The sequence below is a fragment of the Pseudomaricurvus albidus genome, from assembly GCF_018863235.1.
In the GTDB taxonomy this organism is placed as follows: domain Bacteria; phylum Pseudomonadota; class Gammaproteobacteria; order Pseudomonadales; family Cellvibrionaceae; genus Pseudomaricurvus; species Pseudomaricurvus albidus.
Genome location: NZ_JAHKRS010000006.1, coordinates 84,218 through 98,149, shown reverse-complemented (window position 1 = coordinate 98,149; position 13,932 = coordinate 84,218). Strand labels below are relative to the sequence as shown.

Annotated in this window: 12 protein-coding genes and 2 tRNA genes; 5 read left to right on the top strand and 9 right to left on the bottom strand. The window is 50.8% G+C overall.

The genetic code is table 11. The features are described 5' to 3' along the window. Nucleotide 1 precedes the first annotated feature (1 nt). The 3 genes from KOI40_RS11450 to KOI40_RS11440 all read left to right on the top strand — a co-directional run bounded on the left by KOI40_RS11450 (nucleotide 2) and on the right by KOI40_RS11440 (nucleotide 1,982). On the top strand, nucleotides 2-340 hold the full coding sequence (locus KOI40_RS11450; RefSeq protein ID WP_216097663.1) for a YegP family protein: 339 nt from the start codon (nucleotides 2-4) through the stop codon (nucleotides 338-340). 371 nt (nucleotides 341-711) lie between these two features. Then, nucleotides 712-1,365 carry a GTP cyclohydrolase I FolE gene (folE, locus tag KOI40_RS11445; RefSeq protein ID WP_216097662.1) on the top strand — a complete coding sequence of 218 codons (654 nt, stop codon included), beginning with the start codon at nucleotides 712-714 and terminating at the stop codon, nucleotides 1,363-1,365. 311 nt (nucleotides 1,366-1,676) lie between these two features. Beyond that, the gene (locus KOI40_RS11440) at nucleotides 1,677-1,982 is read left to right on the top strand and encodes a GIY-YIG nuclease family protein (protein WP_216097661.1); all 306 of its coding nucleotides are present in this window, start codon (nucleotides 1,677-1,679) and stop codon (nucleotides 1,980-1,982) included. Between the two features lie 403 nt (nucleotides 1,983-2,385). Here the strand turns inward: KOI40_RS11440 and KOI40_RS11435 are convergent, their stop codons facing one another. The 4 genes from KOI40_RS11435 to hsdR all read right to left on the bottom strand — a co-directional run bounded on the left by KOI40_RS11435 (nucleotide 2,386) and on the right by hsdR (nucleotide 8,654). Next, nucleotides 2,386-3,042, bottom strand: coding sequence for a hypothetical protein (locus KOI40_RS11435; protein WP_216097660.1), 657 nt, complete (start codon nucleotides 3,040-3,042; stop codon nucleotides 2,386-2,388). Beyond that, nucleotides 3,043-4,653 carry a restriction endonuclease subunit S gene (locus KOI40_RS11430; protein ID WP_216097659.1) on the bottom strand — a complete coding sequence of 537 codons (1,611 nt, stop codon included), beginning with the start codon at nucleotides 4,651-4,653 and terminating at the stop codon, nucleotides 3,043-3,045. Between the two features lie 44 nt (nucleotides 4,654-4,697). Then, the gene (locus tag KOI40_RS11425) at nucleotides 4,698-6,155 is read right to left on the bottom strand and encodes an N-6 DNA methylase (protein WP_216097658.1); all 1,458 of its coding nucleotides are present in this window, start codon (nucleotides 6,153-6,155) and stop codon (nucleotides 4,698-4,700) included. 63 nt (nucleotides 6,156-6,218) lie between these two features. After that, entirely contained in the window at nucleotides 6,219-8,654 is a 2,436-nt protein-coding gene (gene hsdR, locus KOI40_RS11420) for an EcoAI/FtnUII family type I restriction enzme subunit R (RefSeq protein WP_216097657.1), read from the bottom strand. 455 nt (nucleotides 8,655-9,109) lie between these two features. Between hsdR and KOI40_RS11415 the strand changes: the two genes are divergently transcribed. Further along, complete coding sequence (locus KOI40_RS11415) at nucleotides 9,110-9,421, top strand: type II toxin-antitoxin system HigB family toxin (RefSeq protein ID WP_216097656.1); 312 nt, start codon at nucleotides 9,110-9,112, stop codon at nucleotides 9,419-9,421. Continuing rightward, complete coding sequence (locus tag KOI40_RS11410; RefSeq protein WP_216097655.1) at nucleotides 9,421-9,855, top strand: helix-turn-helix domain-containing protein; 435 nt, start codon at nucleotides 9,421-9,423, stop codon at nucleotides 9,853-9,855. The genes KOI40_RS11415 and KOI40_RS11410 overlap by 1 nt, the downstream gene beginning before the upstream one ends. A 172-nt stretch (nucleotides 9,856-10,027) precedes the next feature. Here the strand turns inward: KOI40_RS11410 and KOI40_RS11405 are convergent. The 5 genes from KOI40_RS11405 to KOI40_RS11385 form a co-directional block, all read right to left on the bottom strand. Next, a tRNA-Leu gene (locus KOI40_RS11405) sits at nucleotides 10,028-10,114 on the bottom strand. Between the two features lie 134 nt (nucleotides 10,115-10,248). Beyond that, nucleotides 10,249-10,322, bottom strand: a tRNA-Cys gene (locus tag KOI40_RS11400). Nucleotides 10,323-10,528: 206 nt separating this feature from the next. Then, nucleotides 10,529-11,089 (bottom strand): CDP-diacylglycerol--glycerol-3-phosphate 3-phosphatidyltransferase, encoded by a 561-nt coding sequence (gene pgsA / locus KOI40_RS11395; RefSeq protein ID WP_216097654.1) that lies wholly within the window; start codon nucleotides 11,087-11,089, stop codon nucleotides 10,529-10,531. A gap of 86 nt (nucleotides 11,090-11,175) precedes the next feature. After that, the gene (gene uvrC, locus KOI40_RS11390; RefSeq protein ID WP_216097653.1) at nucleotides 11,176-13,059 is read right to left on the bottom strand and encodes an excinuclease ABC subunit UvrC; all 1,884 of its coding nucleotides are present in this window, start codon (nucleotides 13,057-13,059) and stop codon (nucleotides 11,176-11,178) included. A 111-nt stretch (nucleotides 13,060-13,170) separates the two neighbouring features. Continuing rightward, nucleotides 13,171-13,824, bottom strand: coding sequence for a response regulator (locus tag KOI40_RS11385; RefSeq protein WP_216097652.1), 654 nt, complete (start codon nucleotides 13,822-13,824; stop codon nucleotides 13,171-13,173). Nucleotides 13,825-13,932 lie beyond the last annotated feature (108 nt).

Sequence of the window (13,932 nt, the reverse complement as noted above, 5' to 3'; positions counted from 1 at the left end):
AATGGCACACGGAAAATTTGAGCTATACACAGACAAGGCTGGTGAATTTCGCTTTCGCTTGAAGGCGGGCAACGGAGAGAATATTGGCGCGTCGGAGGGCTACAAAGCCAAAGCGGGCGCACTCAACGGCATAGAATCCGTCAAGAAAAACGCCCCGCTGCCCGAGCGCTACACCGTTTTTGAAGGCAACGGCGGCAAATGGTATTTCAACTTGAAGGCAGGCAACCACGAGATCATTCTCAGCAGCCAGGGCTATGCCTCCAAAGAGTCTGCGGAGAATGGCGCCGCTTCGGTACAGAATAATGCGCCAGAAGCCCCCACAGTAGAGCTGACCACTTAAAGACCACACAAAGACATTCAACCCACCTTCAATACTTTTGGATTCGTTGACCTCTCAGGGATGAGAGCCTTTACCAACCCGTTGACCCAAGCTTTAACCTCCCCTGTTTTATACCCCCGACAACACGCCCCACACTCCCCCGCTTGACGCATAAAGCGCTCACCCCAGACACAGACTATTCTGCAGCCCACCTTTTAATCCGCCCAAGCGTTAACCAACAGTGATCTAAAACCCCAACAGCCTCGTAAAACCTTAAAAATTACCCATGTGCTGGCAGCTTGCAGCGACCGCTCAGGATTACGGATACCTGAATGACGGCATCGCCTTTGGAACATGAACCAGCACATCAACCCTGCAAATGAGTAACCATTATGACAACAGCAGAAATAAGCCGTGATGCGCTAGTGGTCAGAGAAGCGCTCATAGAACACAACCTGGAAACCCCGCTGGTGGAAAACGGCCTCACCAGCGAACAGAAGTACGAGCGCATCAAGGGCTTAATGGCAGAAGTGGTTGGCACCCTGGGGCTGGATTTAAACGACGACAGCCTGACCGAAACACCCCACCGCATTGCCAAAATGTACGTCCATGAAATCTTCGCCGGCCTCGATTACCAACAGTTTCCAAAACTGTCACTCATCGACAACAAAATGGGCGCGGACGAAATGGTCAAAGTCCGTAACATCAATCTCACCAGCACCTGCGAACACCACTTCGTTGTCATCGACGGCCTCGCTAAAGTGGCCTACATCCCCGCCGGTAAAATCATCGGCCTGTCCAAAATCAATCGCATCGTGCAGTTCTTTGCCCAGCGCCCACAGGTGCAAGAACGCCTGACCCGGCAGATCCTCATTGCCCTGCAAACTTTGTTAGAGACCGACGATGTGGCAGTGAGTATTGATGCCAGTCATTATTGCGTTAAAGCTAGAGGGGTTAAGGATAGTAACTCGCAAACCAGCACCACGGCGCTTGGTGGGTGTTTTCGGGATAATATTCATACCCGGGCGGAGTTTTTGAGTCCTTGAGGTTCGAATGAGGACGGCTTCCACAAATCTCCGTTCGCCCTGAGCCTGTCGAAGGGCCGTACCACCACACCTTCATCAAGATCAGCCTGTCCCCACCAACCCTTCGATTCTTCGACGAGCTCAGGACTCAGGGTGAACGGTTTCAACAAAATCCCGCCAGCCCAGCACTGAGCTCGCCAAAGGTTCGAAGGGCCACACCATACCCACAAATCCCGCTCGCCCTGAGCCTGTCGAAGGGCCATACTACCAACCCCTGAACACCAAACTAAAAGGTGTTCAATACAAAGGACCAAATTCTCTAAGGATAGAGTATGAATTTCTGGCTATACATCCTTAAATGCAGTGACAACAGTTACTACACCGGACACACAGACAACCTCGAACAAAGGTTGAACCAACATCACACCAGACAATTCCCAACCTGCTATACGGCGAGGCGACTACCCGTCGAACTGGTATTCAGCCAGTCTTTTACAACACGGGAAGAAGCACTTGCGGCCGAACAACAAATCAAAGGCTGGAGCAGAAAGAAAAAGGAGGCCATGATACGTGGCGATTGGGAGGCAGTATCCCGACTTGCGGAGAATGCCCTTCGACAGGCTCAGGGCGAACGGTAATGGTAGAACGTTCGGAATTATTTAGCCTAAAATCTGTGCTCATCAAAAGATCAAAGGCCAACCACCGTACCCGTTCGCCCTCCGTTGAAGAGACTTACCCCCAAACTCGTTCGCCCTGAGCCTGTCGAAGGGCCATACCACCCAACCCCGCTCGCCCTGTCCTGAGCCCGACGAAGGATCGAAGGGTCATACCACCCAAACCCGTTCGCCCTGAGCCTGTCGAAGGGCTATACCACCAAACCCCGCTCGCCTTGAGCCTGTCGAAGGGCCTTACCGCCAAACCCTGAATACAGGCAGACTCACAACTTAAGACTTAAACCACATATAGTAAGTATGGCTGGATAGCAATCAAGACATATATCTGAGTCCCATTCGTTATTCGAGATTAAGAGTAAACTTAGACTTACCCACTATATTCAGTTTGAGGGCATTTAAACTTGATCAACCTGTCGTAAGTCACGCTTATATCCAGCGCCAACTGACGACCCGGAATTACCGTTTGGAATTTCTCTGCGTGAATTAAATTGCGGGCTTCACGAACTTCGTTGACGAGGTCTACCTCAGAAGCACTCAGGAGTTCATTTTTTCGTGCAAGATTTATCATCCAATTGAAGTTGGGCTTTTTAAAGTGATACCAAAGGAGGCCTTCAACAACAGCACCTGCCATCACCACATAAGAAAACCACGCCTGGCTTTCAAAAGCTTTATCGGCCTCTTCTGCAAAGTCAGCCAGACGAGCCACCAGTTCTAAATTATCTATATGTGGGAACAATAAGCGGTAGTCTCTAATACCAGCATGGTAGACAGTCAGCGTACCGGACGGCTTTTGTATATGATCGTAAACATGGCTAGCGACAATCACATTGCTACCTTGCAGCTGATAAACCGGCTTTACATACCCAACATCAACGTGACGGCTATTATCCATTTCCAAAGAGGTGTAATGCTGTGCATAGGCTGGCAAAACAGGAACACTAAAAACGGCCTCAGTGGTAATGAACGGAGGTCTACCCACCTCCTGAAAAGCAGGGTTTTCCAATCGAAATGTAGTTACTTTCACTTATGCTAAGGCCCCCGCCACCACCGCATCGGTAAAGTGTTGCTGAGTTTGCTGGGCGGTTTGTAGGCGTTGTTTGAGTTGGTCGCAGAGGGTGGTGAGCTTTTCGACTTTGGCGACTATGCGTTTTTGTTCTTCGAGTGGAGGCACAGGAATAACCAAATCTGTCACATCGCCTACTTTCAAATTTGGCTGCAAACCTGAACCGCCAAACCTACGCTGATAAAGACCCAAAACAAAATCGCTTTGCATGTAAGAGTAAAGAAACTCTGTTTCTGTAAATGCTCTAATGGCAGCTACTCGCTGATTAAGCAATGCTCCATCATAAGAAGCCGGACAAGAACTCACCTTGAGGCCAGTTGAAATATACGGTCGAGTTAGAGCTAGGATTAAGTCGTCTCTACGAACCACGTAGTTCGGGTACTCAGTTGAGAACTCGCTCGGTAAAAAGTCTTCAGTTTCTATTAATTTACCAACGCCAGCATTCGTTATTTTGATGACTCGCACACCCGATTGCTCATTGAAATCTTGGCTTTTAAAAGAATTACCTGAGAAAACGTATGCAAAATCGCCAAGTCGAGTCCACTCCCATCCCTCCGGCAGTTCAAACGGCTTTTCTTCCTCAGAAATCAGCGGCAGCGGCTTTTGCTTTTTGATTTTCTTCTCTTTAACCAACTGCTCCTTCTCAGCGGCAATACGCTTAAGCAGTTCGCTAGCAGGCTCGTCAGCGGGGTCTCGCTTGACGAGCTTACCCATAACAGCCAGCTGCAAGATGGTTTGTTTAAGTTTATCAATGGCACGGATGCCGGCGATGGTGCTGGGGAAGAGAATGTCCCAGTTTTGCTCTAACCTTGCCCAGTTTTCCATTAGCTCGGTGTGGCTTTGGGCCTGGGTGAGTGCATCCAGCAGGGTGTCGGCCAGGGTGGCGTGGGCGTCCAGGCTCTGCTCGGTTTGAGTTTCCAGCTGGTCGCAGAGGGCCATTAGTCTCCCCACCTCATTGACGATCGCAATTTGCTCCTCAATATCAGGCACTCGAATCACAACGGCATTTAAAACCGACTTCCCTATCACCCCCTGCGCAGAGCCTTTACTTTTTTCTCTGACTCGCATAGTAAAAGGCATTAGCGAATAATAAAGAAATTCAGTATTTATAATACTGCTAGGGCGGATTGCAGCAACACTCCGACCAATAGCGCAATCAATTGCTAAGTTTAACTTTCCAATTGTTGCACCGACCACACAAATCAATACATCACCGCGACGCGCCAGCTTTAAGGGTTTTGTTGTCCACTCTTCGACTTTTGGATATAGGTCACCGAACTCACCAGTTTTTACAAAGATGGTTCCGATTCCATTCTTGTTACACTCCGAACCCGGTGGAGCCTGCCCCATAACTAACTCTACGACATCACTTAAGCTCTTCTTACATTGAGCACTAGATGTCCTTTTAACTAGCCTTCCTTCTGAAGCCAACTCCAAAATCAGCTCACGCAGTTTTTTAACCCCATACAGCTCTATTTTCTTATTACTGCCTCGACCAGTGGTATTTTTGGCTGTGATGGCACTGCTCCAAAGATCCAGATGCTCTGTAATGACATGTTCTGTGTTTTTCATAGATAGATTGCCGCGTCGCTGACGCTCCTCGCAATGACGTGGGCTTAGTGAGATAAAGCTTCGCCGAGAATGGTTTTTAGCTGATCGCGCAAGTCTTGTATGTCCTGTTGCTGCTCAGCATATTGGGCCAGTAGCTCATCGGGGTCGTGAATCACCTGTTCTTCGACGTGCGGATTTTTAATATCGAGGTTGTAATTGCGCTGTTTGATTTCATCAATACTAACCTTCCAGGCCCAGCGGTTTTCCTCGCGGGTTTTAAAGCCGTTTTCGCGTTTGCCCCACCAAGCACGACAATCATCAAAGTGCTTTAACTGCATGGGTTTGGTTTTATTAAACGCTTTTACACCTTCGGGCAGAGGGACTTCGTAGTACCAAACGTGTTCGGTAGGCGTGCCTTTATCAAAAAACAGGATATTGGTTTTAATGCTGGTATAGGGGGCAAATACCGAGTTAGGCAGGCGCACCACAGTATGCAGATTGCACTCTTTCAGCAGTTGCTCTTTGATTTTGGTTTTGACCCCCTCGCCAAACAGGGTACCGTCAGGCAGTACCACGGCGGCGCGACCGCCCTCTTTTAATACTTCGATAATCAGTTGCAGAAACAAATCCGCCGTTTCGCGGGTTTGCATCTCGGCGGGGAAGTTTTTCTCGATACCGTCTTCTTCCATGCCGCCGAAGGGCGGGTTGGTGATCACCACATCTTTATCGGCGTCCCAGTTGGACAGTGGCTGATTGAGCGTATTGGCGTGGCGAATATTGGACGGCACCTCGATGCCGTGCAGCAACATATTGGTGGTGCACAGCAAATGCGGCAGTTGCTTTTTCTCCACCCCGGCGATTTGGCCTTGCAGGGTTTGGTAATCCTGCGTGGTTTTTTGGTAGTGGGTGCGAATATGGTCCGTGGCGCAGGCCAAAAAGCCGCCTGTGCCGCAGGCTGGGTCAAACACTGCCTCGCCCAGTTGCGGGTCGACCATCTCGACAATAAAGCGGGTGACGGCACGGGGAGTATAGAACTCACCGGCGTTACCGGCGCTTTGCAAGTCTTTAAGGATTTGCTCGTAAATATCGCCAAACAGGTGGCGCTCGTTGGAGTTGGTAAAGTCGACTTCGTTCAGCTTGTTAACAACCTGACGCAAGAGTGTGCCATTTTTCATGTAGTTGTAGGCATCGCTAAAGGCCTCGCGCACGATAAAGCCACGCGGGTTGGTTTGAATATTGGCTTCGTAGTTTTTGAGCGTTGGGAATAAATCGTCGTTAACGAATTCCAAAAGCTCGTCACCGGTAATGCCCTGCTCGTCGGCAGCCCATTCACGCCAAAGATATTTAGTGGGGATGGGTTCGCGGTAGTCGTCTTGCTCTAGCTCTAGCTGTTCTTCTTGCGCATCGAATATTTTAAGAAACAATAGCCAGCTGAGCTGGCCCAGGCGCTGGGCGTCGCCGTCGACGCCGGCGTCTTTGCGCATAATGTCTTGAATGGATTTGATTACGGTACTGATGGACATAGGTTTCTCTGATTCAAAGGCCACAAACACCCATTGGTGATTGCGGCAATACTGCGTAGAAGGTTAAGCCGTTTGATGGGATTCCTGATAGAGCTGGCGCTCCAGATCCGCGATGGCCTGTTGGTATTTGGGTTTGCCGCCAAAGCCCTGCTTTACAATCTCTAGCGGCGAGCCATATTGGCTGATGGGCTGCACTTTAAGTACGTTCATGCTTTCGATTTCGGGTATACCGGCATCGGCGTATTTATCCAAAAGGGCTTCCAGCACAGCGCGAGCCGTGCCGGAATACTTGCCAAAGTAATTGCGCTTTTTGACATTGTCGGCACGCTCTTTTCTCGTCAGCGGCGGCTGATCAAAGGCAACGTGACAGATCAGGTCGAAGGCATCCAGGTCGCGGCCTACGTCCTCACGCAGGGCCTCCCAGATGACGCCCTGCTCTGCCAGCTCATCCATAACGGCTTGCTTGCGGTCAGCTTCGTTCCACTTGTTGATAAATTCATCCAGCGAGGCAAATTGCTGCTGCACGGCCTTGCGGGTGTAGTCTTTAAAAGATTCTGTCACCAGCTTGCCGTCAGCATCGTAATACTGCACGCGCTCGTCCAGTTTTTTCACGATTACACCGGACACGTGGTATTTAATGTATTCACTGCCGACCTCGCCCTCCATGGGGCCGGTGCCAAACGGCGTATCATCACCGTAATTCGGCGGGTCTGCATCGTTGATTTCGTTGGTGTTGTCACCTTCTGCCCCATCTTCATTCTGATTGGTGGGGTCGTTAATCGCGTCTTCCAACTCGTCGGAATCCGGGTCGTTAATCACGTCTGGTTTGAGCTTGATGATTTTTTCAGGGATGCCGTCAAAGCGTTCATCGGCAAACAGCTCGGTGGCTTTTTTAAAGTCCAGAATGGTAAACCAGAGTTTGTTGTAGCGATCGTCAATGCGGGTGCCACGACCGATAATTTGCTTAAACTTGGTCATGGACTGAATGTTTTGATCCAGTACCACCAGCTTGCAGGTTTTGGCATCGACCCCGGTGGTCATCAACTCGGAAGTGGTGGCAATAACCGGGTAGGCTTTTTTAGGGTTAATAAAGTTATCCAGCTGGGCCTTGCCGATGGCGTCGTCGCCGGTGATTTTCATCACGTATTTGTCGTCTTTGGCGACTTGCTCAGGATTGAGGTTAACCAGAGCCCGACGCATACGTTCGGCGTGATCAATGTCGTTACAAAAGACAATGGTTTTGGCCATGGGGTCGGTGCGCTTGAGGTAGTTGGTGATGGTTTCGGCTACCAGTTGGGTGCGTTCATCGATCACCATCACCCGATCAAAATCTTTTTGGTTGTAGATACGGTCTTTAATCACCTCACCCTGTTTGTCGGTTTGGCCTTTGGTGGGGCGCCAACCCTCTACGTCGATGTCGATATCCACACGCACGACTTTGTAGGGGGCAAGGAAGCCGTCCTCAATGCCCTCTTTGAGCGAGTAGGTGTACACCGGATCGCCAAAGTAATCGGTATTGGACACCTCTTCGGTTTCTTTGGGGGTAGCGGTTAAGCCGATCTGGGTGGCACCGCTGAAGTATTCCAAAATTTCACGCCAGGCGCTGTCTTCGGCAGCGGAGCCACGGTGGCACTCGTCTATCACGATTAAATCGAAAAAGTCCGGGTCGACTTGCTTATAGGCTTTTTGGTGTTCTTCAGGGCCAGTAAGCGCTTGATATAGGGCCAAATGAATTTCGTAGGCCGGATCAACCGTGCGCTTGGTGACCTTAGTCATGGCTTCGCCAAAGGGCTGAAAGTCGTTTATGCGGGTTTGATCCACCAACACGTTGCGGTCTGCCAGGAACAAAATGCGCTTTTTCTGCCGAGCCTTCCACAGTCGCCAGATAATTTGAAAGGCGGTGTAGGTTTTACCGGTGCCGGTGGCCATAACCAGCAGTACACGGTCTTGCCCGCTGCTGACCGCCTCAATGGTTTTGTTGATGGCCTGAAGCTGGTAGTAGCGCGGGCTTTTGCCGCTGCCGTCGTTATAGTAAGGCTGCTGAATTATGGGTAGCTGAGCGTCGGTATAGCCTTTGTAGGCGCAGAACTTTTGCCACAGGGTCTCGGGACTTGGGAAGTCATGCAAGCTGATTTCGGTCTCAAGCGCGGCAGGGTTGGTTTTATCGTGGAAGATAAAGCCATCGCCATTGCTGGCAAATACAAAGGGTACGTCGAGCAGACGGGCGTAATCCAGCCCCTGCTGCATGCCCTTGCCCATCTCGTGCTTATTGGCCTTGGCTTCAATCACCGCCAGAGGCAGATTGGGCTTGTGGTATAGAACAATATCGGCGGCTTTGACGGTTTTGCGCATACCCATCTGACCACGCACAATCACCTTGCCGTCGCGCAGCTTAACCTCTTGGCGGATTTGCGCCATCTTGTCCCACCCGACGCTCTCTACGGCGGGTAGAATGAATTTGGTGATGATATCCGTTTCGGAGAGTTTCGCCTTATCCATTAGGGCTTGATCCTATACTCACTGTCGCATAAATCGTTCTGTTTTCAGTTGCCGTACTATAGCATGAAATCTGCGGTTCTATGGGACTCCTTCAGACCTCGATACTAAGACTAGCCGAGTATTCAGGGCAATTGGGTTTGGTGGTATGGCCCTTCGACAGGCTCAGGGCGAGCGGAGTCTGGTGGCGCGGCCCTTCGACAAGCTCAGGGCGAGCGGGTTTGGTGGAATTGTAGAGATTGAATGAAGCAAAGCGGATGCCTGCGGGCATGACTCTTCCTTGAGTGGCTGGGATTGTGTGTATTGCAGACCCTTCGACAGACTTAGGGTGAGCGGGTTTGGGAGGGCAATGGCTTGGAGAACACCTTTACAGTAAACCCTGCAAACCCAAGAGTTCACAACTTGTAAACAAAGCCCAATCCCCTATAGTCTACATATTGTGAACTCAAGGAAGTTAAATGCACGTAATATCAAGGAAGCCGTTCAACGATGCGGCTAAGCGTTACCCCAATGATTCTGGGGCTATAGATGCCCTGTATAAGGTCTTGAGAAACAGCAGTTTCAACTCGCCGGATGACTTGAGAAGGGTTGTGCCTAGCCTGGACAACTTTAAATACAAAGACAAAAGGTGGGTTCTGGATATTGGCGGTAATAACTTGCGAATGATCGCCTTTATCGAGTTCCGCGATAACCGAATGTACGTTAAGCATATCGTGACTCACAGTGAATATGACAAGCTTTGCAAGAAGTACGCGAAGGAGGCTGAATAATGATCGACTTTGAACAAGTGAAAACTAAAGCAAAAGACTTGTTTTCTGATGCCTCGTTTTTGGGGCATATCAACAATGAGGAAGAGTATCAGAGCGCCCTAGAGTTAATGGATGAACTGATTGAAGAATACGACACCTACCGCCCTCTTATTGAAATCCTATCGGCTTCGATTGAGCGATGGGAGGATCAGGCTGATGAGTTTCAAGAGTTTAATGCTCGAATTGCCGCACTGGGTGATGGTGTCGCCGCGCTAAAGACTCTTATGGATCAACACCAATTAAAAGCTGATGACCTGAAGGACGAGATTGGTGGCAAGAGCTTGGTTTCCATGATTTTGAGCGGTAAGCGTAATCTGACTCTGGATCACATCAATGCGCTGGCAAGCCGTTTTAATGTATCACCCGTCGTTTTTTTAAGTACTACCGATCACTAAAAGTACTACCGCTCACTAAAAGCACTACAGCTCACTAACGTTGGGCTGTTGCACTTCTTTGGATGGGCATTAACACACAGCGCAAACGGTCAAGTGATTCGAAACGTTTCGAAAAGGTAAAAACACTATTCAGAAAGGATGAAGCCAGCGATTGGAAGTCAGAATCTTTGAATGGTGCCCGGAGCCGGACTTGAACCGGCACGACCGTGAAGTCGGGAGATTTTAAGTCTCCTGTGTCTACCAATTCCACCATCCGGGCGAGGAAGGTTTTTTTATAGTAGGGATTGGGCCCTACTTGCTATCGTCAGATTATGTCTTCTAACGACATCACCAAACGCCGGGGGTGGGTTTGGCTGGTACAAGCCAGACAGGGTCTGAGTTGTTGGAAATTAGTGGAGGCGCGGGTCGGAATCGAACCGGCGTACACGGAGTTGCAGTCCGCTGCATGACCACTCTGCCACCGCGCCTTCAAGTTCAGGAGACTAAAGAGAAGTATTCCTGAGATGTATCACGACAAAATCTTAAGGGAACCCAAAGTCTGCCTGATACCGCATTCACCAGTGGTGAAGTGGGAGGCATTTTACGGATATCTCTTTTGTAGTCAAGGAGTTAATACGCTTTCTTTAGCCCCTGCTCCAACAGCCACAATACTCGCCAACCACAAGAGCCATCATTACCGATGCTCTTTGGACATCAGCTCAGGCCAGGCGGCTTTCAGATAGATAATCATAGACCACAGTGTCAGCCCTGCTGCGATATAGAGGGTGATGTAGCCAATGATCATCCAGGTCGGGTAAAGCGCAGGATCAAAGGCCAGCAAGACAATGATGGCGGCCATCTGGGCGGTGGTCTTGATCTTGCCAAGGTAAGAGACGGCAACACTGGCACGCTTGCCCAGTTCGGCCATCCATTCCCGCAGGGCCGAGATGACGATCTCGCGCCCGACAATAATCACCGCCGGTATTACAAACCAGGCGCTGCCGTGCACTCCGACCAGCAAGACCAGGGCCACGGCCACCATCAGTTTGTCGGCGACCGGGTCGAGGAAGGCTCCAAACGGCGTGGATTGATCGTACTTTCTGGCGACATAGCCATCCAGCCAATCGGTGATGGCAGCGATGGAGAAGATGATGGAAGAGACAGGAAAGCTCCACTCAAACGGCAAGTAAAAGACAACAACCAAGAGCGGGATCAGGATAATACGAAATAAAGTCAGCTGGTTAGCAAGTGTCATAACTACTCAATATTACCAACACAGGGCTGGTCTTCAATTCTGGTGGGCAGCACTGAAAGGCATCAGTGTCATTCGCACGCTGCAACTTACTCGGTGTTTAGAGCACTGTAAATATCTTCGGCCATTTTTTTGCTAATTAGCGGGACTTTGGCCAGATCACCAACGCTGGCTTTCTGCACCCCTTGCAAACCACCGAAATGCCTCAGTAATTCTCGCCGGCGCTTGGCACCAATGCCGGGGATATCTTCGAGCCGCGAGGTACGTCGCTTTTTGTCCCTGCGCTGCTTGTGGCCGGTGATGGCGAACCGGTGGGACTCATCCCGTATGTGCTGGATCAGGTGCAAGGCCGGGGAATCCGAGGCCAGGGTCATCTCCCCTTCGCCCTTGGGTAAAATCAGGGTTTCGAAGCCGGCTTTGCGGGTTGTGCCCTTGGCCACACCGACGATCAGTACTCCGGTAACCGCCAGGCCTGCCAGCACTTCCTCGGCACGGTTGAGCTGTCCCTTGCCGCCATCGATCAGCAGGATGTCGGGCAAGACCCCCTCGCCTTTTTGCAACCGTGTGTATCGACGGTGCAGCGCCTGCTCCATGGCAGCGTAGTCGTCGCCACCGGTGATGCCTTCAATATTGAAGCGGCGGTAATCGCTTTTTAACGGGCCATTGGTATCAAACACCACGCACGAAGCTACGGTCAGTTCGCCGTGGCTGTGGCTGATATCAAAACACTCCAGACGCTCGGGCATGGATTCCAGCCCCAGCGCATCCTGCAGGGCTTCAAAGCGCTGCAAGGTATTCTGCTTGCTGGCCAGCTTGGCTTGCAGGTTTTCCTTGGCGGCTGATGCGGCCAGTTGCATCCACTGTTGTCGCTGTCCGCGGTAGCTGTTCTGAAAGGTGATCTGACGCCCTGACTGCTGCTGGATGGCTTCTGCCAGAACATCCACACTGGCCACTTCATGGCTTAACAGCACCGCTTTCGGGAAGTCTCGCTCGACAGACTGCAAATAGAACTGACCCAAAAAGGCTTCGAGCAATTCGCTTTCCGTGCCCATCATCTGGCCTTTGGGGTAGTGGCTCTTGCTGCCGAGAATCCTGCCCTGGCGGATGTACAACACATGGACACAGACCAGCTCGCCCTGCTGATGCAAGGCAACCACATCCACATCGGCGGTGCCGCTTTCGACAATTTGCTGGGCCTGCACCCGCTTCAGTGCCGAGATCTGATCCCGGTACTCTGCGGCTTTTTCGAAGTTCAATTCGTTAGAAGCCGCTTCCATCAGGTCGGCGAGTTCTGTAACCAGCGCCTGACTTTTGCCCAGCAGAAACATCTCGGCGTGGCGAATGTCTTCGCGGTAGGTTTCTTCATCGATATAGCCGACACACGGTGCGGTGCAGCGATTGATCTGAAACTGCAGGCAGGGACGCGTACGGTTTTGGAACACGCTGTCTTCGCACTGTCGCAGGCGGAAGGTTTTCTGCAGGAAAGACAGGCTCGATTTGACTGCCCCCACATTGGGGAACGGCCCAAAGTAGCTGACACCCTTGCGCTTCACCCCACGGTGCATGGCCAGTCGGGGAAACTCATCGCCGCTGGTAAACATGATGTAGGGATAGGACTTGTCGTCCCTGAGCAGGATATTGAATGGCGGCCGCTGGTGCTTGATCAGGTTTTGTTCGAGCAGGAGCGCTTCGGCTTCGGTCGGCGTGACGGTTACTTCGACATGCTGAATGCGGGACACCAGAGCCCGGGTTTTGGGCGCCAGACCGGAGGACTGAAAGTAACTGGAAAGACGACTTTTGAGGTTTTTGGCCTTGCCGACGTACAGGATTTTTCCGTCGGAGCCGTACATTTGATAGACACCCGCCTGACGGCTGACCTGCTTGAGAAAACTCTTGGCGTCGAATGCCTTGTCGGGCGCCACTTCATCAGAGAAGTTTCGCGAGGAAGAATTATTGGATTCCGGATCATTCATAAAAGGGATAAACCACTGAGGCAGACTGACTGACCTTAATAAGACAGGCCTCTACAGAACCGCCACATTCAAACAAACACCTAACACACCCAATTAAAGAATGGCCTCGAATTAAAGAATAGCCTCGACATCGAGAATATTATGCTTAACGGCTAACAGTGCCAGCTCAACGTCACTGTTAATACTGAGTTTGTCAAAAATACGATAACGGTAGCTGTTGACGGTTTTTGGACTCACACAAAAAGTATCCGCAATCTCCTGAGCTTTTTTGCCCGTGGCAATCAGCATGGCTGTTTGCAGCTCTCTTTCTGACAGGGTCTCGAACGGTGATTTTTTGACCTTGCTACCACCAAAATTTTTCAGGGCAAGTTGCTGAGCCACACTGTTGCTCATATACAGGTCACCGGCGCACACAGCGCGGATCGCCTTGATCATTTCATTGAGATCTGCGCCCTTCGTCACATAGCCCATAGCTCCCGCTTGCAATAAGCGCGCAGGAAACAGATCATCATCGCACGCGGTAACCGCAATGATTTTTACGTAGTCATGCACGGCCAGAAGCTTCTTGGTTGCTTCAATGCCCCCTATGCCAGGCATTTTAACGTCCATCAGTACAACGTCTGGTGCCAGGTCACGTGTCAGGCTTGAGGCTTCTTCCCCACAACAAGCCTCACCTACTACATCGAACTCGGTGACATCGGATAGCATTCTGACCAATCCCATGCGCACAAGTTCGTGGTCATCGACCACCAATATTTTAGTCAAAGTAACGTCTCCGGCCCCAAACTCACTGGACTCTGCAAAATAATTTAATCTTCTTGTTCCATGATGACGAGACAGGTTCCTTGATAGTTTCTGAATGTACCACTTGGC

Excerpts from the sequence above, each read along its gene's own strand:
- KOI40_RS11450 (WP_216097663.1), top strand. The coding sequence starts at position 2 with ATGGCACACGGAAAATTTGAGCTATACACAGACAAGGCTGGTGAATTT.
- folE (WP_216097662.1), top strand. The coding sequence starts at position 712 with ATGACAACAGCAGAAATAAGCCGTGATGCGCTAGTGGTCAGAGAAGCG.
- KOI40_RS11440 (WP_216097661.1), top strand. The coding sequence starts at position 1,677 with ATGAATTTCTGGCTATACATCCTTAAATGCAGTGACAACAGTTACTAC.
- KOI40_RS11430 (WP_216097659.1), bottom strand. The coding sequence starts at position 4,653 with ATGAAAAACACAGAACATGTCATTACAGAGCATCTGGATCTTTGGAGC.
- KOI40_RS11425 (WP_216097658.1), bottom strand. The coding sequence starts at position 6,155 with ATGTCCATCAGTACCGTAATCAAATCCATTCAAGACATTATGCGCAAA.
- hsdR (WP_216097657.1), bottom strand. The coding sequence starts at position 8,654 with ATGGATAAGGCGAAACTCTCCGAAACGGATATCATCACCAAATTCATT.
- KOI40_RS11415 (WP_216097656.1), top strand. The coding sequence starts at position 9,110 with ATGCACGTAATATCAAGGAAGCCGTTCAACGATGCGGCTAAGCGTTAC.
- KOI40_RS11410 (WP_216097655.1), top strand. The coding sequence starts at position 9,421 with ATGATCGACTTTGAACAAGTGAAAACTAAAGCAAAAGACTTGTTTTCT.
- pgsA (WP_216097654.1), bottom strand. The coding sequence starts at position 11,089 with ATGACACTTGCTAACCAGCTGACTTTATTTCGTATTATCCTGATCCCG.
- uvrC (WP_216097653.1), bottom strand. The coding sequence starts at position 13,059 with ATGAATGATCCGGAATCCAATAATTCTTCCTCGCGAAACTTCTCTGAT.